At 38.8% G+C, this 19,694-nt stretch carries 17 protein-coding genes; 2 read left to right on the top strand and 15 right to left on the bottom strand.

Features of this window, described 5'->3' with window-relative positions:
- Positions 1-210 precede the first annotated feature (210 nt).
- The 8 genes from I6F45_RS11900 to thrS all read right to left on the bottom strand — a co-directional run bounded on the left by I6F45_RS11900 (position 211) and on the right by thrS (position 8,728).
- The gene (locus I6F45_RS11900) at positions 211-1,767 is read right to left on the bottom strand and encodes a SulP family inorganic anion transporter (protein ID WP_010554472.1); all 1,557 of its coding nucleotides are present in this window, start codon (positions 1,765-1,767) and stop codon (positions 211-213) included.
- A 128-nt stretch (positions 1,768-1,895) separates the two neighbouring features.
- Positions 1,896-2,354: an Lrp/AsnC family transcriptional regulator gene (locus tag I6F45_RS11895; RefSeq protein ID WP_007375323.1), complete on the bottom strand. Its 459-nt coding sequence runs from the start codon at positions 2,352-2,354 to the stop codon at positions 1,896-1,898.
- Between the two features lie 107 nt (positions 2,355-2,461).
- Positions 2,462-3,103 (bottom strand): MBL fold metallo-hydrolase, encoded by a 642-nt coding sequence (locus I6F45_RS11890; protein ID WP_024592375.1) that lies wholly within the window; start codon positions 3,101-3,103, stop codon positions 2,462-2,464.
- A gap of 1 nt (position 3,104) precedes the next feature.
- Positions 3,105-4,922 (bottom strand): M14 family metallopeptidase, encoded by a 1,818-nt coding sequence (locus I6F45_RS11885; protein ID WP_165727445.1) that lies wholly within the window; start codon positions 4,920-4,922, stop codon positions 3,105-3,107.
- Between the two features lie 487 nt (positions 4,923-5,409).
- Positions 5,410-5,769 (bottom strand): 50S ribosomal protein L20, encoded by a 360-nt coding sequence (gene rplT / locus I6F45_RS11880; protein WP_002960711.1) that lies wholly within the window; start codon positions 5,767-5,769, stop codon positions 5,410-5,412.
- A gap of 15 nt (positions 5,770-5,784) precedes the next feature.
- Complete coding sequence (rpmI, locus tag I6F45_RS11875) at positions 5,785-5,985, bottom strand: 50S ribosomal protein L35 (RefSeq protein WP_002960713.1); 201 nt, start codon at positions 5,983-5,985, stop codon at positions 5,785-5,787.
- Positions 5,986-6,197: 212 nt separating this feature from the next.
- The gene (gene infC / locus I6F45_RS11870; protein ID WP_002960714.1) at positions 6,198-6,758 is read right to left on the bottom strand and encodes a translation initiation factor IF-3; all 561 of its coding nucleotides are present in this window, start codon (positions 6,756-6,758) and stop codon (positions 6,198-6,200) included.
- A 59-nt stretch (positions 6,759-6,817) separates the two neighbouring features.
- Positions 6,818-8,728 carry a threonine--tRNA ligase gene (gene thrS / locus I6F45_RS11865; protein WP_197119182.1) on the bottom strand — a complete coding sequence of 637 codons (1,911 nt, stop codon included), beginning with the start codon at positions 8,726-8,728 and terminating at the stop codon, positions 6,818-6,820.
- 355 nt (positions 8,729-9,083) lie between these two features.
- Here thrS and I6F45_RS11860 point away from each other — a divergent pair, with 355 nt between their 5' ends.
- Together I6F45_RS11860 and I6F45_RS11855 are read left to right on the top strand one after the other, a co-directional pair.
- Complete coding sequence (locus I6F45_RS11860) at positions 9,084-9,530, top strand: DUF3010 family protein (protein ID WP_007582681.1); 447 nt, start codon at positions 9,084-9,086, stop codon at positions 9,528-9,530.
- 185 nt (positions 9,531-9,715) lie between these two features.
- Positions 9,716-11,449: an AMP-binding protein gene (locus I6F45_RS11855; protein ID WP_165741330.1), complete on the top strand. Its 1,734-nt coding sequence runs from the start codon at positions 9,716-9,718 to the stop codon at positions 11,447-11,449.
- 100 nt (positions 11,450-11,549) lie between these two features.
- Here the strand turns inward: I6F45_RS11855 and hflX are convergent, their stop codons facing one another.
- The 7 genes from hflX to I6F45_RS11820 all read right to left on the bottom strand — a co-directional run bounded on the left by hflX (position 11,550) and on the right by I6F45_RS11820 (position 19,577).
- Entirely contained in the window at positions 11,550-12,899 is a 1,350-nt protein-coding gene (gene hflX / locus I6F45_RS11850; RefSeq protein ID WP_010554468.1) for a GTPase HflX, read from the bottom strand.
- Between the two features lie 198 nt (positions 12,900-13,097).
- Positions 13,098-14,450: an NADP-specific glutamate dehydrogenase gene (gene gdhA, locus I6F45_RS11845; RefSeq protein WP_165741898.1), complete on the bottom strand. Its 1,353-nt coding sequence runs from the start codon at positions 14,448-14,450 to the stop codon at positions 13,098-13,100.
- A 373-nt stretch (positions 14,451-14,823) separates the two neighbouring features.
- Entirely contained in the window at positions 14,824-15,297 is a 474-nt protein-coding gene (locus I6F45_RS11840; protein ID WP_002960721.1) for a DUF1456 family protein, read from the bottom strand.
- A gap of 117 nt (positions 15,298-15,414) precedes the next feature.
- Entirely contained in the window at positions 15,415-16,659 is a 1,245-nt protein-coding gene (locus I6F45_RS11835) for a lipoprotein-releasing ABC transporter permease subunit (RefSeq protein ID WP_165727442.1), read from the bottom strand.
- Positions 16,649-17,347, bottom strand: a complete 699-nt coding sequence (gene lolD, locus I6F45_RS11830; RefSeq protein WP_165727441.1) for a lipoprotein-releasing ABC transporter ATP-binding protein LolD — start codon at positions 17,345-17,347, stop codon at positions 16,649-16,651. The genes I6F45_RS11835 and lolD overlap by 11 nt, the downstream gene beginning before the upstream one ends.
- The gene (locus I6F45_RS11825) at positions 17,340-18,557 is read right to left on the bottom strand and encodes a lipoprotein-releasing ABC transporter permease subunit (protein ID WP_165727440.1); all 1,218 of its coding nucleotides are present in this window, start codon (positions 18,555-18,557) and stop codon (positions 17,340-17,342) included. The genes lolD and I6F45_RS11825 overlap by 8 nt, the downstream gene beginning before the upstream one ends.
- Before the next feature lie 147 nt (positions 18,558-18,704).
- Positions 18,705-19,577, bottom strand: coding sequence for a LysR family transcriptional regulator (locus tag I6F45_RS11820; RefSeq protein ID WP_197119183.1), 873 nt, complete (start codon positions 19,575-19,577; stop codon positions 18,705-18,707).
- Positions 19,578-19,694: the final 117 nt, after the last annotated feature.

Raw genomic sequence — 19,694 nt, 5'->3', positions numbered from 1 at the left:
AATAGGCGCTTGTTATTCTTTATTATTTTTACCTATGTAGGGCTAATTTTAATAAAATTAGATAGTCTTATTATATAGATTTATGAGTTTGCATAGCACTACAGCCTACCTTGCTTTTTAATAGTCTTACCGCAAACAAATAGTAGATACACTAAAAAAGCGAAAGGTTATTCACCTTTCGCTTTTTAAATATAAATAGCTTTGTGTAAATTAAGCTAGTTTGTCTGATGCTACTTTGTATGTTGGATCTTCAATCACATTCACTTCAACCAAATCGCGTGCTTTATGCAACAACTGCGTACAGTCTTTACTTAAGTGACGTAAGTGAAGTTGTTTACCTGCTTTTGTGTACTTATCAGCAAGTGTGTCAATTGCTTCTATTGCACTGTGATCAGATACGCGGCTATGCTTAAATTCAACAATTACATTTTTAGGGTCATTTTTAACATCAAATAACTCTGCAAAGTTTTTAACTGAACCAAAGAAAAGCGGGCCATGTAACTCATATACTTTAGCGCCTTCTTCATCAATATAGTTAGTTGTGTATATGTGCTTAGCATGCTGCCAAGCAAATACTAATGCAGATACAATAACACCTACACATACTGCAATCGCTAAATCGGTAATAACAGTCACACCCGATACAAGTACTATTACGAAAGCGTCTGATAGAGGCACACGCTTCATCATTTTAAAGCTGGCCCATTCAAACGTACCTAATACAACCATAAACATAACACCAACAAGTGCAGCTAGTGGGATCATCTCAATTAAGCTTGAAGCGAATATGATGAACGCAAGCAACATCAATGCAGCACTTATACCCGATAAGCGAGAACGACCACCTGAGTTAATGTTGATCATTGATTGACCAATCATTGCACAACCACCCATAGCACCAAACATACCACAAGTAATATTTGCAGCGCCTTGGCCTATACACTCTTTATTACTATGACCGCGAGTTTCTGTAATCTCGTCAATTAAGCTAAGCGTTAATAATGATTCAATTAAACCAATAGCCGCTAAAATAAGTGCATAAGGAAAAATAATTTGTAGCGTTTCGAAAGTAAACGGCACCATAGGAATATGAAACTGAGGTAAACCGCCTGCAATTGTTGCAGCTTCGTCGCCTGTCATTCCTTTTAAGAAATCAACTACAGTATGCGCTTCTAAATCCAAACCAATAACTAAAGCGGTCACTGTAATAATAGCGACTAATGTAGAGGGTACAGCCGTTGTTAGTTTAGGTAAAAACTGAATAATAGCCATCGTTAAAGCCACTAAACCAAGCATAATATATAACGGGTTACCCGTCATCCATTCTTGTCCGCCCATACCATCAGGCACTTTAAATTGTCCTAACTGAGCGAGAAAAATAACAATAGCTAAGCCGTTTACAAAACCAAGCATTACCGGATGAGGAACCATGCGGATAAACTTACCGAGTTTAAATACACCCGCGAGTATCTGCAGTATGCCCATGAGCAATACGGTCGCAAATAAATACTCAACACCATGATCAAGCACTAAACTTACCATAACAACAGCTAGTGCACCGGTTGCACCTGAAATCATACCAGGGCGGCCACCAAATATAGCCGTAATTAAACCAACGATAAACGCGGCATATAGACCAACTAAAGGTTCTACATTTGCAACAAAGGCAAACGCAACAGCTTCTGGAACTAAGGCTAGCGCCACAGTTAATCCAGATAAAATATCGTTTTTAGCAGAGCTAGGCGCCCTACTGAGTAAGTTAAACATTGAGTTCCTCAAATGGTGTAATGGGTATCAAAAAAGCGCTAAATTCTACCAAATTAGCGCTCAGTTAACAATTGTCATTATGTGGTTAAACTAAACTAAAAGAGGTTTAGCTTTTAAAAGAAGTGCTTTTATAAAGGGAGGGAAGTACTACGTTTTACACATGTCATTGTTACATTAGAATGTACTTCTTGTACATATTCTAAGCTTAGTAAATTATCGCGTACAAAGTGCTCATAACCTTCTATGCCTTGTGAAATTATGCGTAGCATAAAGTCCATTGTTCCAGCCATGGTGTAACACTCTGTTACTTGATCATAACTCATTATAAGTTTTTCAAATTCAGCAAGGTTCTTTTTACCGTGATTTGATAAACGCACATGTGCATATACAAGCATATCAAAGCCAAGTTTTTTCTCATCTAAAAGAGCCACTTTGCTTTTTATATAACCATCTTGCTCTAGCTTGGCAATTCGACGCCAGCATGGAGATTGAGACAAGCCTACTTTATCAGCAATTTCTGCGGTTGATAAACTAGCATCTTGTTGTAAAAGTGCCAATATTTGGCGATCTACGTGATTTAGAGACATTTTATTTCTTATTTATCAAATAAACTGGTTAAATTATACAACCATTTTAAAACTCAGTCTGCTTATTTTTAATTTTTATGCAGTTTACCAAACTTCAAATAAGTAACTTAACCAAACTTACCACTCACAAAAGGATTTGTTTGTTTTTCAAATCCAACCGTAGTGTCGCTCCCATGCCCTGCCAATATTTTAGTATTATCAGGTAAGGTTAGAATATGCGTCTTAATCGACTCTATAAGTTGTTCGCTATTCCCCTTAGGGAAATCAGTTCGCCCTACTGAGCCTTTAAAAATAACATCACCTACAATAACGCATTCATTGTCTTGTTGATAAAACACAATATGACCAGGTGTATGCCCTGGGCAATGCTTCACTAAAAAGCTAAGTTTACCTACGCTAACGGTGTCGTTATGGTTTAGCCAAATATCCGGGTAAAAAGGCTCAATGGGTTTAAACCCGAACATTTGTGCTTGCATAGGTAAGTTTTCAAACCAGAAGTACTCATCTTTTTGTGGGCCAATAATTTGTACGTTAAATTGATTACGTAAAATATCAGCCCCACCCACATGATCTAAATGCCCGTGCGTTAACCAAATAGCACTTAATTCTAGTTTATGCTCATTAAGGGCAGCTACTATTTTATCAGGGTCGCCACCTGGGTCTATGACTACGGCTTGTTTAGTTTCACTACACCAAATAATACGACTATTTTGTGCAAATGCAGTGACGGGTATGGTTATAATTTGCATATTAGATTTCTTTACTTTTTTGATCTGGAATAACAACTTCTTCTTCAAATGACATCAATATTGGGTACTTTAAGTACGCTTGATCATAAAATGGACTTTGCTCATATAACCAGTTTAGTCTCGCATCAGCGTCGCTTGCGAACGATTTATCTTTAAGCTTTTCATCAAACTTAAGCGCTAGCTTTGGATTGTCTTTTAGCATTTGGCGTGCAAACGGAATTAGTGCATAGTTTTCCATATACTCAGTACGCTGAAAAATAGTATTAAATTCCCCCCATGCAAAAAACGAATCTGGTGCTTCAGGATGCAATAAATGCACAGCAAGCTCACCTGCTTTTTGTTGAGTATTGACTTGATACCAACCATCTAAATCTACATTTATAGCAGGGACATAATCAAAACTTGCTGACACTCTAAAACGGCCTTCAAATGGTGCTTTATCAAACGTGTAGTCTGCCACCTTTGCTACTTTTAAAGGCTGTGTGTTTGCCCCTTCAAGTTTATTAATAGAGACACCATGTAACTTTAGTTTCTTAATAATATTGCGATATACAGGCGGAATAAAAAAAGCTTTAGGTACTTCAACTGTATGTTGTACATCTTTTTGCCAATAAATAGGTAAGTCGGTATATGTATGTGCTTTACCCAAATACTTCACTTCATTTTGGCCTGAGAGCGCATTCATGCTTGATGAATACTCAATACCTTTAAACTGCGCAATCGTATCAGCTTGCTTGGAATAGCCACGCTTTACTATTAACTGTTTAGGAACAAATTCCTGTTCTTTTTTTACTGCATTAGCTAATTCATGACTGTGCTTTGATAGCGCAGTAATAGCACCATCTAAAAATACGTAAGTTCCTAATACACGTTGCTTGTAAGGCTTCAATGAATGATTTTCAACTAAAATAGTCGGTAATGACTTTAAATCACCCCAACCATTTGAAAAGCGCGGCGTAGCAACCCATCCCGCTAATCCTTTTTTAAAGTCGCGCTTGTCCATAACAAAAACAAGTGGCCCTGGCATGTGCCCTTGCTTAGCTAGCGTATCGTCAATCAGAGGTTTAAAAAACTGGTTTAGTGCATCAGATACCGCAGGCGACTCGCTTGAAAATACCGGATTGTAGCCATAAGTCACATCGTATTGGTAATCTGCGCCATCGGTTACGTGTACATCAATGTATAAATTTGGGTTGTAGTCGTTAATAACCTTTAGAACACTTCTAACTTCTGGGGTATCTAATTTAGTAAAATCACGATTTAAATTAAGGTTATTAGCATTTGTTCTAAAGCCCATTTTTGTAGGGCCCCGTTGATTGATGCGATTGAATGCACTGCTACGTTCGTGTCCATCTACATTTAAAATAGGAATAAATAATATGTTTACCTTTTTTAAAATGTCACGGCGCTTACCCGTCGCTATATCTCTGAGTAACATAAACATGGCATCTTTACCGTCTATTTCACCAGAATGTATTCCTGCCTGGATAAAAATAGTTGGCTTAGTGCTATTAGCCATTTGCCTTGCTTCAAAAAAGCCTTGCTCACTGGCAATCAACATTTTTATTGCACGCTTGCTATTACTATAGCCAATGGTTTGAGATTGAAACTGAGTAGGGTTTGCAGCAACTAACCTATCAACAAATGCCATTGTATTTGCATAATCTGGCGACGCTTCACCTGCTGACAGCTCAAAATCAGTAGTTAGCGGCCCTTGTTTTTGTAAAAGCTCTACGCTTTTCCCCTGCCACTCAATTAATGGAGGTAAGTGTGCGTCATACGCCACACTTGCAGATAAAAATAGTAAACTTGCAAACATAAAATTCTCTAACAAACGCCTTAATTATATAAATTATATCAACTAAATTTTTTATAATGAGGAAACTGCGGTGATTCAACAAAAAAATGCAGCCAACTACATCTCACTCATTCACACCTGTCTTTTAAGGCTATATAACATTATTAATGTACAGTAATTCATTACATAACTATTTATACCAACTCGTAAAAATACTTAATCAATTTAAGGGATTACATCTGACGCTAACAGCGTCAAAAATGTCTGATATACGTCTGCATGGATCCAGGAGAGTGAGTAATGATGGAGCAATTGCCAAGAACAACTAAATAGTGAATTTCGCCCTGCTCTAACGTAATTTTTTATCGCTAAATAGAGCTCATATAAGTAGATGGGTATTAATTTGAAAAAGCCAATTTAGCTCAGCTATAAAAAAGTGTAAGTTATTAAATTACAGGCACAAAAAAAGGAGCCATAGGCTCCTTTTTTAATACTTATATGAAAAAGCTTAAGCGGCTAGGCCTTCTTTTGCTTTTTCTACAAGCGCTGCGAATGCAACTTGGTCATAAACAGCGATATCTGCAAGGATCTTACGATCGATTTCTACAGATGTCTTTTTAAGACCATTGATAAAACGGCTGTAAGACAGACCATTTTGACGTGAAGCAGCATTGATACGTGCAATCCATAATTGACGGAAAGTACGTTTCTTCGCACGACGGTCACGGTAAGCGTATTGACCCGCTTTAGTAACAGCCTGGAAAGCTACGCGGTAAACACGTGAACGTGCTCCGTAGTAACCTTTTGCTTGTTTTAAAACTTTTTTGTGACGTGCACGTGCGACAACGCCGCGTTTAACTCTTGCCATTTCTAAAAACCCCTATTAAGCGAACGGTAACATACGTGAAACTAGACCATGGTCATTTTTATGAACCATCATCTTAGGACGTAGGTGTAACTTACGCTTAGAAGTTTTCTTAGTCAGAATATGACGAAGATGCGCTTGTTTACGCTTGAAACCGCCAGAAGCAGTCTTTTTGAAACGCTTAGCAGCGCCACTGTGACTTTTTAGCTTATAAGCCATTGCAATAACTCCAAATTGTATTGCTTTTAAATTAGTAAGCAGGCGTGAGATATATTTCTATAGCTCCACTTTTAGGCCTAACTTACTGCCATGTTCCGGTGAAGACCCAGCATAAATGCCGCAATCTTACTTTAATACCGGTTAACTCAGGTGAATATTCGCATATTACTTGCAGACCTGAGCTAATTTCGGTGCGTATTATCGCTTAAAAATTATTTTTTAGCAACAGGCGCCATCATCATAACCATTTGGCGACCTTCAACACGATTTGGGAAAGACTCAACTACTGCAAGTTCTTCTAAATCGGCTTTGATACGGTTTAATAATTCTATACCAATTTCTTGGTGAGCCATTTCACGACCACGGAAGCGGATAGTAATCTTAGCTTTATCGCCAGCTTCTAAGAACTTACGTAAGTTGCGAAGCTTAACCTGATAATCACCTTCATCCGTACCAGGACGGAATTTGATTTCTTTTATCTGGATTTGCTTTTGCTTCTTCTTCTGCTCTTTTAGTTCTTTGCTTTTTTCAAAGATGAACTTACCGTAATCCATGATTCTACAAACAGGCGGCTCAGCGTTTGGACTGATCTCAACAAGATCAACACCCGCTGCATCGGCCATAGTTTGCGCGTCTTGTAATGACTGAATTCCAGCTTGTTCGCCTTCAATGTCAATTAAACGAACTTCTTGCGCTGTAATTTCTTCGTTAATACGATTTTTTTGAGCTGTTTGTTGCCCTTTCTTGCCGCCTCTAATAGTACGTTCCTCCAAGAATATCAATAATATAAGCGTGTAATTGGCTGTTTGTTAATGCCTTACACGCTCGATTTTTACTGTCGATTTTTAATTTCTTCGCTAATTTTAGCTACAAAATCATCGACATTAAATTTGCCTAGGTCTTCACCTGTGCGAGTACGCACTGCTACTTCTTGTTGTTCAACTTCTTTATCGCCAACAACAAGCAAGTATGGAATACGCTTCAGTGTATGCTCACGGATTTTAAAGCCAATCTTCTCATTTCTCAAGTCAGCAGTGGCTCTAATTCCAAGTTTATTTAATTTTTGTACAACTTCTTTAACATAAGGAGCCTGTTTATCGGTAATATTCATAATTACCACTTGCTTTGGCGCAAGCCACGTCGGGAATAAACCAGCGTACTCTTCAGTTAAAATGCCAATAAAGCGTTCAATAGAACCTAAAATAGCACGATGTATCATTACAGGTGTACGACGTTCGTTATTTTCTGCTACATAAGTAGCGCCTAAACGACCCGGTAATGCAAAGTCTAATTGCACTGTACCACACTGCCACGCTCTGTCTAAACAATCGTATAAAGTAAATTCAATCTTTGGACCATAAAACGCGCCTTCACCCGGAAGATAATCAAATTCAATATCGTTTAGCTTAAGTGCTTCGGCTAAAGCAAGCTCTGCTTTATCCCACATATGGTCTTCACCAATGCGTTGTTCTGGGCGAGTAGATAGCTTAACTACAATCTTCTCAAATCCGAATGTTTCATATGTATCATAAACCATCTTAATACACGCTGAAACTTCGTCCATTATCTGCTCTTCGGTACAGAAAATGTGAGCATCATCTTGGGTAAAGCCACGTACACGCATTAAACCATGTAGTGCACCTGATGGTTCATTACGATGACAACAACCAAATTCAGCCATACGAAGTGGTAAATCACGGTACGATTTTAAACCCTGGTTAAAGATCTGCACATGTCCTGGGCAGTTCATTGGTTTAATCGCGTATTCACGCTTTTCAGACTCAGTGGTAAACATTGCTTCTGAATATTTTTCCCAGTGACCTGATTTTTCCCAAAGTGAACGGTCCATCATCATTGGACCTTTTACTTCTTCGTACTCATATTCGCGTAATTTTTCACGTACAAATTCTTCAAGCTCGCGGTAAATGCTCCAACCATCGTTGTGCCAAAATACCATACCTGGCGCTTCTTCTTGCCAATGCCATAAATCAAGCGCTTTACCAATACGGCGGTGATCGCGTTTTTCAGCTTCTTCAAGGCGTTTTAAATACGCTTTAAGTTGCTTTTTATCGCCCCACGCTGTGCCGTAAATGCGTTGTAGCATTTTGTTTTCTGAATCACCACGCCAATATGCACCCGCAACTTTCATTATTTTGAAGTTTTGGCAAAATTTCATGTTAGGAACGTGAGGTCCACGACACATGTCTACATATTCTTCGTGATGATATAACCCTGGGTGGTCATCTTTAGCGATGTTTTCGTCCAGAATTTCTATTTTGTATGTTTCGCCACGCGCTTCAAATGTATCGCGTGCTTCTTGCCAGCTTACTGTTTTTTTCACTACGTCGTAGTTGGTTTTTGCAAGTTGCAACATACGCTTTTCAATTGCTTCAAGATCATCTTGTGATAATGAATGTTCCATATCGATATCGTAGTAAAAACCGTTATCAATGGTAGGACCTATTGCCATTTTTGCGTCTGGGAAAAGTTGCTTAACTGCATGACCAATTAAGTGAGCACAAGAGTGACGAATGATTTCAAGGCCGTCATCGTCTTTAGCGGTAATGATCTCAAGACGAGAGTCTTCACTAATTAAATCACATGCATCAACACGGTCGCCATTAACACGACCCGCAATGGTCGCTTTAGCTAAACCAGGGCCAATATCGTTTGCAACATCAAGCGTGCTTACAGGGTTTTCAAAACTACGTTGACTTCCGTCTGGAAGAGTAATAACTGGCATTATAAATCCTTGCTACAGTGGTGACACCTACAATGTATCACGTGTATTTTTAATAAATTAAATGAGAATGACTCGACAACGCTTTTACGAATAAGCATTGACTAACAAATGTAGATGCAGAGTCTATTCAACTACAAAGATATATTGTCGCGTGCTGCGCATTTAATTACAAGTTTTAAGGGGTGAAATCCACCCGTTTTGAGCACAAAATGTAACTTTTAGAGCAAAAAAAATAATTTCATTAAAATATAAAAGCATCAACGCACTAATTACGCACCTACAACTATACCTACACTCGCATTTTAATGTGTGTTGCGTATAATACTGCGTAATTAAGTTATTTTAGAGAATAGACATGAGAACATGTGGTGTAGAAATTACCGGTAGTGATGTACTACTTTGTATTTTAAGTAAAGATAATGACGTATTTGATATTCGCGATGTGCGCCAAACACGCTTTACCTTAGGTAACGGTAACGACACTGAAGTAATGCGTAAATTTCAATTCGATTTTGCAAAACTAATGCAAGATTACCAAATTGATTCTGTTGCAATCCGTGAGCGTCAGCCTAAAGGTAAATTTGCTGGCAGCGCAAAAGGATTCAAAATGGAAACTGCGATTCAATTAATCGACAATTTAGATGTACGTTTATTTACCACAACTGAAATTAAAGAACAGGTAAAGCGTAATCCTATTCCTATTGATTTTGAAGAAACTGGTCTTAAAAAGTACCAAGAAAATGCATTTGTAAACGCTTACGTTTACATAATGAAAAAAACATACCGCAGCGACGAAATGTAAAGTTATTGCTCGTTTAAAAACGCGTACTTACAGTGTAAGACGCGTTTTTTTGTATCTAAAAAACATAATTAGATTTTATTAATCTAATTATACATTAGTCTAACTGCACTTCTCTTTGTCGACAATATGTGTTTATTTTAACTTTGTAGTTTACATAACTCACACACATTTTCATGGAGAGAGCAATGCACACACACACTATTGCGGTAAAAGAAGTAGAACAAATAAATCACTTACCGTTATCGCAAAGCTATTTTAAAGGTATACAAAGCACACCTTTAACAAATTCGACTATCGGGGAGTACTTTGACTTTATTGTCGACAAAAATCCAGAGGCGTTAGCTGTTGTAGTTCATCACCAGGGTATTCGCTTAACGTATAAAGAATTTCAAAAAGAAGTTAATCAACTTGCTATGGGGTTGCTGGCACTTGGCGTGAAACCAGGCGAGCGTGTTGGTATTTGGTCTCCTAATAATATTGAGTGGTGCTTAACCCAATTTGCAACCGCAAAAATTGGCGCAATAATGGTTTGCATCAACCCTGCATATCGCCCTAACGAATTACAATACGCCTTAAATAGTGTTGAATGCTCTACTCTAATCACAGCATCAAACTTTAAAGGCAGTGATTATTTAGAAATGCTCAATGGTTTGGCTCCAGAACTTGCAACTTGCGATAAAGACACACTTAATTTAAAAGCACTGCCCACTCTTAAAAATATAATCCGCATTGGCGATGAAGCATCTCCTGGTATGTACTCTTTTAATGATGTTATTAACTTGCCAACATCAGCACATGAGCTTGAATTAAAAGCAATAGGTGCAAACTTAAATGCTGAGCAAGACATCAATATACAATTTACATCAGGCACAACAGGTAACCCAAAAGGCGCAACGCTCACTCATAAAAACATTTTAAATAATGCGCTATTCGTCGCCGAATCTATGCACTTTACGAGCGATGACAAGTTATGTATCCCCATCCCGTTATATCATTGCTTTGCAATGGTATTGGGTAGCTTGTTGTGTGTTAGTAAAGGTGCAGCAGCCATTTATCCAGGCGATTCGTTTGATGCAAAAACCACACTAGATGTAGTTCAACAAGAAGGATGTACAGCGCTGCACGGTGTACCTACCATGTTTATTAGTGAGCTTGAGCTAAGTAATTTTAACGATTATGACTTAAGTACTTTACGCACGGGTGTAATGGCAGGCTCTACATGCCCAGAGCAAGTAATGCGCAAAGTACAAACACAAATGAACATGCATCAAGTACTGATTGCTTACGGGCAAACTGAGTGCAGCCCCATAAACAACATTACCGAAACAGACTCTTCAATAGAGCGGCAAGTAACGACGGTTGGCCGCGCACTTGCCCATACCGAGGTTAAAATTATTGACGAGTTGGGTAACATTCAACAAATTGGTCAACCTGGCGAAGTGTGTAGTAAAGGTGCAGGTATAATGCGCTGCTATTGGAATGACGATGCTAAAACAAAAGCCACAATAGATGACAACGGTTGGCTACACTCTGGCGATTTAGGTGTCATGGATACAGAAGGGTTTGTCACTATTGTTGGCCGTATTAAAGATATGATTATTCGTGGCGGCGAAAACATTTACCCGCGCGAAATAGAAGAAGTGCTTTACACCTACCCGGGCATTCAAGATGCTGCCATATTTGGTATAACAGATGAAAGGTATGGCGAGGAAGTGTGCGCTTGGATCCAACCAAAAGAAGACGCTGTGCTTGATGAGCAAGCAATTCGTGAGTTTTTAAAAGACAAACTAGCCTATTTTAAAATGCCACGACATATCCGTTTTGTAGAAAACTATCCAATGACAGTAACAGGTAAACTGCAAAAATTTAAAATGCGTGAGCAAATGCAAGAAGAGCTAAGCGACAAAGCCTTCTCCTAATTTTTCTCTACAAAAAATCTGAACTCTGAATAATAAATCTACCTCAAGTAACGATTAAAAAGCACAGCCAATTGGCTGTGCTTTTTGTATACTAAATTTATTATAAATCTAACATTCTCTTTTTTAAACGTTCTAAATCAATCGCACTCGAGCGCACTGTTAATTTAATATGGCTGTATTCATATTCTTCTTTAACAACACTCATACTCGATCGGATTTCGCCCACGATACCTTTGGCTGTGTACGGTATAACAATCTCTTCTTCAATCATGTCCTCATGAGCAATGCCAATAATATATTTGTGCAATTTACTAATATCATCTGGATTACGCGTAGAGGTCATCATCGCATCAGGAAACTCATCCATTAGCGACTGCTGTTGATCAGTACTTAATTGGTCTGACTTATTCAGTACTAATAATTTTTTGCTACCTTCTACCCCAACTTCTGCCAGTACTTTATGTACTACTTCAAGTTGTGAGCGAAAAGAAGGATCTGAAGCATCTACAACATACAACAATAACGACGCATCATGTGCCTCAGCGAGCGTTGAATGAAATGAAGCAACCAAATCATGAGGTAATTTTTTAATAAAACCAACCGTATCTGAAACCAATATACGAGGCTGGGTAATCGGATACAGCGCGCGAACAGTGGTATCTAGCGTTGCAAAGAGTTTATTTTCGCCTTCTACATCACTACCTGTAATTGCGCGCATCATTGATGACTTGCCCGCATTGGTATAACCAATTAAAGCCACTGAGAATAGCTCAGAGCGCTGCGTACGTCTGTCCATCATTACATCTTGAACACTAACAAGTTCGCGCTTTAATTCTGCTAACTGATCGCGCACCTTACGGCGATTTAGCTCAAGTGTGGTTTCACCCGCACCTTTACCCATTTGGCGTTCTTTATCACCTGTTGATGTTTCACGCAGTCGTGGCGCGACATAATTAAGGCGAGCAATTTCAACTTGTAATTTTGCAGTTTTAGTACGCGCATGACGGCTAAATATTTCAATGATAATACCGGTGCGATCAAATACTTCTACACCAAGCTGGTTCTCAACATTACGCAGTTGAGAAGGCGTTAAATCACAGTCAAATACCACTACATCAGCACATGCAAAATCAAGTTCGTCTGATGGAATTTCTGAGGATATTTCGGTTAAAGGGTCTTCATCAAGTAAATCATCTTCTTGCTCGTTTTCAACCATCCCTTTATTGCCGGTAAGGTGTGCTATTTCAGCTAGTTTTCCTGAGCCCAGTACATTAACTTTTTGGGTAGAACTTTGCTTTTGCGATTGTGTACCTACTACTTTAAAGCCTAACGTAGTTACCAAACGAGCAAGCTCTGCAAGCGATTCTGTTGCTTCGTCACCTTTAAATTGTGGTGTACTAATAGAAATAAGTAACGCATTAGGAAGTGATGGTTTTGCAGTTAGTTGCATAATTTTTTGTCTTAATGCACCTAAAGTGCAAACCTAATTTTCATTCGAAAGTAACTTGATCCTACGCTGTTATAGCCCAGCTTTATAGGGTTATAGTTCACTAATGGCGTTAATATTTAAAACTAACCATAATATACTCAATTTTATGGCTAGTTTTAAAATCACATTATATTAAAGCCTTATTGTTCAGCTTTAATATTAAACGACACCCTGCTCAATCATTGCATCTGCAACGCGCCTAAAGCCTGCAATGTTAGCGCCTAATAAAAGGTTTCCAGGCTCACCAAATTCTGTAGCGGTGTCGTTAGCGGTAACAAATATATTTTTCATAATTTGTTTTAGCTTTTCATCAACTTCTTCAAAGGTCCAACTTTGCATGCTCGCATTTTGCGCCATTTCTAATTGGCTTGTTGCAACGCCGCCAGCATTGGCGGCCTTACCTGGCCCATACGCAATTTTTGCAGCAATAAAGCAATCAATAGCCTCTTTTGTTGAAGGCATGTTTGCGCCTTCACTTACTAATAAACAACCGCCGGATAATAATGCGTTAGCGTCTGCCTGTGTTAATTCATTTTGTGTGGCGCACGGAAAAGCAGCGGCAGCATTAAAGCGCCAAACAGCGTGCCCATCTTTAGGGTAGTCAATTGCAGAAATATAAATAGCATCGGGGTGAGTTTTTTTATATACGCTCAAGCAATCACGCGATTGCTCTTTCAAACATTTAATAAGATTTAAATCTATACCCGATTCATGATACACAGTGCCACGAGAGTCGCTGCAACTTACTGGTGTTGCCCCCATTTGATAAAGCTTTTCCATAGCATAAATAGCAACATTACCTGCGCCCGAGACCAAGCAGCGCTTACCTTGTAGGCTATCGCCGCGCGCTTGCAGCATGTAGTCAGCAAAATAAACAGCGCCGTATCCAGTGGCTTCTTTTCGTACAAGCGATCCACCCCACAATAAGCTTTTACCTGTTAAAACACCTTCATAGCGCCCAGTCAAACGCTTATATTGACCAAACAAGTAACCTATTTCTCTTGCCCCTACTCCAATGTCTCCAGCGGGTACGTCGGTTGTAGGACCAATATGGCGATAGAGCTCGCTCATAAATGATTGGCAAAAACGCATTATTTCAGCATCTGAGCGCCCTTTGGGATCAAAGTTTGCCCCGCCTTTACCACCACCGATCGGTAAACCTGTTAAAGCATTTTTAAATATTTGCTCAAACCCTAAAAACTTAATTATGCTGGCATTCACACTTGGGTGAAAACGTAAGCCACCTTTATAGGGGCCAAGTGCAGAGTTAAACTCAATTCTGTAGCCTTTATTTACCTGAATATTGCCTTCGTCATCAACCCAGGGAACTCTAAACATAATTTGGCGTTCGGGCTCAACTAAGCGTTGTATAATGGCATTTTTTTTGTATTTTTCTGAGTTTTCTAAGATAGGTTCGAGTGATTCAAGTACTTCTTCAACAGCTTGATAAAACTCGCATTGTGCAGGACTACTATTTTTTAATTGTGCGATTGTGCTATGGATATAATTCATAATTATTCTTCCGTGTTAATAATAAAAGTATTTATCAGATGTTAAAGTAAACGTGATCAAGTTTATGATTCATGCTTTAATGTCTTAATTTAATATAATTAACTATTACCTTAGCATGAAAAATTGAGATGTTTAACGCGAGCTACGTGAATTATTTTTGATTGGAAGTTTGATTTTTATTTATTAAAGATGAATTTAAATTCACAAATTTAAAAACGGAACAGTGCCAAGTGAGTTTTTATATTTTCAAAAGGGAATTTTAGAAGTATTAGGTTAGGTGTGGGTTTGTTTAAAAATATAACAATTAATGGGTTTTATACTGCATTGCGCTCGCAAAAAACCCACTAACTAAAAACTAATTAGCTAAAACCAGTTACTCAGCAGACTCTTCTGGACGGTGCTGCTTTTGTACGCCAGTTAAAAACAAACGTAATATTTGATCGTTACAAACACGGTAATGTTTGTTATCTACTTTTCGAGAAAATGCGCTTAACTCATGTTTACTTAAATCAAAATCAACAAGTGCAAGTGTTGCTATAACATCTTCTGCTTTCATATTTAAAGCAATACGTAGCTTCATGAAAATAATATTATTATTTAGCTTCTTCTCAGGCTCTGGTTGCTCACCTTCGCGTTTGCCACGTTGGGTATTAATAAACCCATTTAAAAAGCTAGCAAACTCAGTATCACTTATTGGGGTAAAAGCCTCTTCACCTTCTTTAGTTAACCATGCAATTACTTGCTCTTTGGTGACCGTATGCTCTGCTGATGCAAAAACATTGACCATAGCAGTATCAGTTAAGTTAAAAGTGTAGCGAATGCGGCGTAAAATATCGTTATTAGTCAAAGTAAATCCCAAAGTGAGGTATAGCAACCAAGCAGTTATTGCTTAATTTTAAATAAGCACCTAGTTTAACAGGTTTACTAATACCACCCTATTAATTTTTATCTGAGCTTCTTATACCTAGTTACCAAGCACCTTGGCAGGATCTACGCGCGTTGCTTGCCATGCAGGATAAATAGTGGCAAGTATCGCAAGCACAAACGTAACAATCACTGTAATACCAATGTCTTCAAGTACTAATTTACTTGGTAAAAACTCTATAAAATAAACGCCCTCAAGTGGATTGGCTCCAAATAATTGGCTTATCCACGTAAAAAGCTCACTTATATTAAGCGCTAATACCACGCCAATTAGTGTTCCTAGTGCCACGCCTACAAATGCTTGCATTAAGCCTTGCATTACAAAGGTGGCTAAAATAGTACTGTCTTTCGCGCCCATGGTTTTTAAAATTGCGATATTGCCTTGTTTTTCGCGTACTTCCATCACTAAAGAGGACACAATATTAAAACTGGCTACCGCTATAATTAAAAACACCACAATATAAACAATGGTACGTACCATTTGAATATCTTGAAAAAGGCTGCCTTGGGTTCTGAACCAACTGGAAACATACACGTAGTCGTCAATAGTTTGGCCCACTTTTAGCGCTATTTGGTGCGCCGAAAACACATCATCAACACTTAACCGCAGCCCTGTTACTTGAGTTTCATCGTAACCCAATGTTTGCTGCGCTTTATTAAGATGTATAAATGCAGCTGTACTATCAATGGGGCCTCCCATTTCTATAACACCTGCAAGGTTAAGTGTTACGCGTTTAGGCGCTAATAATGACTGACCTTTTTGGCCTATTTGCGGAATAAGTAACGTAATGTTGTCGCCTACTCTTGCATCTAACTGTTTTACTATTTGCTTACCTAAAATTACATCGTCAAGGGCTAACTGACTCACTAATTTACCACTGGTAAACTGGTTTACCGCCGATACATTACTCTCGAGCGATGGCTCAACACCTCGAATTTCTATCGCTTTTAGCTGGCTTTTATATTGCGCCATCCCATTCACTGCAATAAATGGCGCAGCCCCTGTTACATGCGGTTGTGTTTGTAAATCCTCAACTTTTTGCGACCAATTTGCAATGGGTCTACTTGGTGCTACATATTCAACCTGCGGCACAACACTTAGCAATCTATGTACTAGTTGCTGCTCAAAACCATTAATTACCGACAGCGCCACAATTAAAACCGCGACACCTAATAAAATACCAATAGTCGACGCTTTAGCGATAAAACTAACAAAGCCGTTTTTTTCATCTTTGTGGCCTGAATAGGCTCTAAAACGTTTACTTAAAAATGCACTAAGCAACATGCTGCGACTCTTTAATAGCTAGTTTTCCATCGTCTAAATAAGCTATTTTGCCTAGCTTATCGGCAAGTTCTAAATCGTGTGTAACTACCACAAAACTGGTGTTTAAGCTTTGGTTAAGCTCATTAATTAAATCGTAAATTTTAATCGCATTTTGTTTATCTAAATTACCGGTTGGTTCATCAGCAAGCACAAGCGCAGGTTTAGTAACCAGTGCACGGGCTATTGCCACGCGTTGGCGCTCTCCACCAGAAAGCGCAGACGGTTTATGCGAGCTGCGATGTGCAAGGCCTACTTTTTCGAGCATATCGAGCGCTTGTACTTTAGCCTCTTTTGCACTTAAGCCTTTAATTAATAATGGCATAGCTACGTTTTCTACCGCGCTAAACTCCATTAATAAATGATGAAATTGATAGATAAACCCTAAGTTTTGGTTTCTAAATGCGGCTTGCTCTGTTCGCGAAAGCTTGGCAACTTCTTGGTTTTTGATTTTAGCGCTACCCGAACTTGCGGTATCTAATGTACCAAGTATGTGTAAAAGCGTACTTTTACCAGAGCCTGAACTCCCCACAATAGCGAGCATTTCACCTTGCTGAAGCGCTAAATCAACGCCTTTTAATACTTCAACTTGGTTGCTGCCATCTTGATAAACCTTACTTAAATTTTCACAACTAATTACTAAATCATTCATAACGTAATACCTCTGCTGGTTTTACTTTTGCGGCTTTACGCGCAGGATATAAGGTAGCTAAAAAGCTCATAGCAATACTGGCAAACGCTATTATTACTAAACTCAAAATATCAAATTTTACCGGAAGCTCTATACCCGCCAATAAGTTTAAGCCCACTAATGCAAGTAGCTCATTTATATATAAACTAAATATTACACCTAAAAATGCGCCTATTGCAGTACCAATTACGCCGTTATATAGGCCTTGCACCATAAACACTTTTTGCACTTGCGAAGGTGTTAAACCTAACGTTTGTAGTATGGCTACTTCACCTTGTTTTTCGCTTACCATCATGGTTAATGCCGATACAATATTAAATACAGCCACCAATACAATGAGGGCAAGCAACATAGACATAATGCGCTTTTCCATAGCAACGGCTGCAAATAGAGTACCTTGGGTACTGCGCCAATCACTGTAATTGTGATCTTTTAAAATACGTTGGCTTGCTTCAATAAATTCATCTAGTTCGAAAGGTTCGTGCAATGAAACACTTAAATTTGGGGCGGTGTTTTTATCCAGCTTTAATACCCGTTGTAGCGAAGCGCCACTCGTAAACGCAAGTGCCATATCTATCTCAGATCCGGTTTCGTATATTGCGGCAACTTTAAATAAACGCTGGCTGGGTACTCGCCCAAGAGGTGTATACGTTGAAGCATTAGGCATAATAACGCGAAGCTTATCACCCACGCTAACGCCTAATTTACGACTCAAATAACGGCTTATAGCAATGTTGTAATTTTTGTTTAATACAGTTTTCCAATCGCCTTGCACTATTTTATCGGTAATTTTATACAAAGAACCGCTGTCGTTATAAAGGCCTTGTAATAAAACGCCGTGCAAGTCTTTATTTGTTTGCACAATAGCTTCGCCGTGGCGATATAAGCTTACATGATCAACATAAGGAGATTGTTCGAGGTCGGTTTTAAGGGTGTTCATTTGGGTGGCAGTGTTTTTACCTGCGCTAACTTCAACATGTGGAATAAGTCCAAGCATATTGGTTTTTAGGCTATTTTCAAACCCGTTCATTACACTGCTTACCGTAAATAATGCCATTAAACCAATAGCGATACCGGCAATAGAAAAAAACGAAATAAACGATATAAACGCATTTCCTTTAGAGGAGCGACTATATCTAAGCCCTATAAATAAGCTAACCGGTTGAAACATATTATTTTTAACACTTATCGTAAAAGTATTGAGCAATAGTAGCACGAAAAAAGTGCCTTTGGGTATGGCGTAAAATGTAAGAAATAATTTAAAAATCTGATACTTGGCTATATTTACAGCAATATGTATTTAACCATTAATTCGCGGTTAAGTTTTCAGCCCTTTAACTAAATAATCGAGCAATACCCGTACATTAGTGGCCACAAACTGCCTTGGTGGATATACGCCCCATACCCCTTCTTGCTGTGGTTGATAGGGTGTTAAAATAGGCACCAATTGCCCTGAGTTAATTTCGTTTTCAATGTAGTAGTCTGGGAGCTGTACAATACCGAGCCCCTTTTTTGCGCCATCCACCAGCGCCCAACCACTATTACACTGTAGCCGCCCCGCTATTTTAATGTGTTTATCGCGCCCATTTTCGTTTACGCGCCAGTAGCTACTATTCCCAATTAAACATTCATGGCTGTTTAGCTCGCCTAAAGTATGCGGCTCACCAAATCGCGTTAAATACTGTGGTGCCGCGCACATAATAAACCGCCGCGCACTTAACCTACGCGCTTTTAAGCTCGAATCTTTTAAGTGCCCAAGCCTTATTGCTAAATCAAATCCGCCCTCTAATAAGTTTTCTTGCTCGTTACTTAGTGTGGCAACAACTTCTACCTCGGGATGATCCTTCATAAAATTATGCACTATAGGCATAATGAACGTTTCCCCATACATAACAGGGGCTGTGAGCTTAATTTTACCCTTTGGTGTAGTTTGGTGCGTGGCAAGACCTTGAGTTGCCTCATCCATAGCATGTTGTAAGTGCTTTATTTGATGTAAATACACTTCGCCTTCTTTAGTTAAAACCACTTTACGAGTAGTACGGGTTAAAAGCTGGGTATTTAAACGTTTCTCAAGCGCCGTAACATGGCGGCTAATATGCGCAACCGAAAGCCCAAGCATTTTTGCAGCCGCAGTAAAGCTGCCCTCCTCCCCTACAGCTATAAACTCATCTATTCCATCCCAACGCGCCATTATTACCATACTGTAAAAGTGTTTTAATAAAATTGAGATTATCATTATTTGAGAAACAAATACAATAAGCACATCACCCAAGCAAATTGGGTCTACAATTATTTTTTAATAGCCAGT

Origin of the sequence: Pseudoalteromonas sp. SWYJZ19, from assembly GCF_015864375.1 — a bacterium.
In the GTDB taxonomy this organism is placed as follows: Bacteria; Pseudomonadota; Gammaproteobacteria; order Enterobacterales; family Alteromonadaceae; genus Pseudoalteromonas; species Pseudoalteromonas arctica.
The sequence above is the reverse complement of the archived record's forward strand: the minus strand, read 5'-3'. Positions and strand labels throughout refer to the sequence as shown.

What these genes read in the sequence shown, in the direction of transcription:
- thrS (WP_197119182.1), bottom strand. Translation starts at nt 8,728, where the DNA reads ATGCCAGTTATTACTCTTCCAGACGGAAGTCAACGTAGTTTTGAAAAC.
- hflX (WP_010554468.1), bottom strand. Translation starts at nt 12,899, where the DNA reads ATGCAACTAACTGCAAAACCATCACTTCCTAATGCGTTACTTATTTCT.
- I6F45_RS11900 (WP_010554472.1), bottom strand. Translation starts at nt 1,767, where the DNA reads ATGTTTAACTTACTCAGTAGGGCGCCTAGCTCTGCTAAAAACGATATT.
- I6F45_RS11895 (WP_007375323.1), bottom strand. Translation starts at nt 2,354, where the DNA reads ATGTCTCTAAATCACGTAGATCGCCAAATATTGGCACTTTTACAACAA.
- I6F45_RS11885 (WP_165727445.1), bottom strand. Translation starts at nt 4,922, where the DNA reads ATGTTTGCAAGTTTACTATTTTTATCTGCAAGTGTGGCGTATGACGCA.
- lolD (WP_165727441.1), bottom strand. Translation starts at nt 17,347, where the DNA reads ATGAATGATTTAGTAATTAGTTGTGAAAATTTAAGTAAGGTTTATCAA.
- I6F45_RS11855 (WP_165741330.1), top strand. Translation starts at nt 9,716, where the DNA reads ATGCACACACACACTATTGCGGTAAAAGAAGTAGAACAAATAAATCAC.
- I6F45_RS11825 (WP_165727440.1), bottom strand. Translation starts at nt 18,557, where the DNA reads ATGTTTCAACCGGTTAGCTTATTTATAGGGCTTAGATATAGTCGCTCC.
- I6F45_RS11860 (WP_007582681.1), top strand. Translation starts at nt 9,084, where the DNA reads ATGAGAACATGTGGTGTAGAAATTACCGGTAGTGATGTACTACTTTGT.
- I6F45_RS11820 (WP_197119183.1), bottom strand. Translation starts at nt 19,577, where the DNA reads ATGGCGCGTTGGGATGGAATAGATGAGTTTATAGCTGTAGGGGAGGAG.
- rpmI (WP_002960713.1), bottom strand. Translation starts at nt 5,985, where the DNA reads ATGGCTTATAAGCTAAAAAGTCACAGTGGCGCTGCTAAGCGTTTCAAA.
- I6F45_RS11890 (WP_024592375.1), bottom strand. Translation starts at nt 3,103, where the DNA reads ATGCAAATTATAACCATACCCGTCACTGCATTTGCACAAAATAGTCGT.
- rplT (WP_002960711.1), bottom strand. Translation starts at nt 5,769, where the DNA reads ATGGCAAGAGTTAAACGCGGCGTTGTCGCACGTGCACGTCACAAAAAA.
- I6F45_RS11835 (WP_165727442.1), bottom strand. Translation starts at nt 16,659, where the DNA reads ATGTTGCTTAGTGCATTTTTAAGTAAACGTTTTAGAGCCTATTCAGGC.
- gdhA (WP_165741898.1), bottom strand. Translation starts at nt 14,450, where the DNA reads ATGAATTATATCCATAGCACAATCGCACAATTAAAAAATAGTAGTCCT.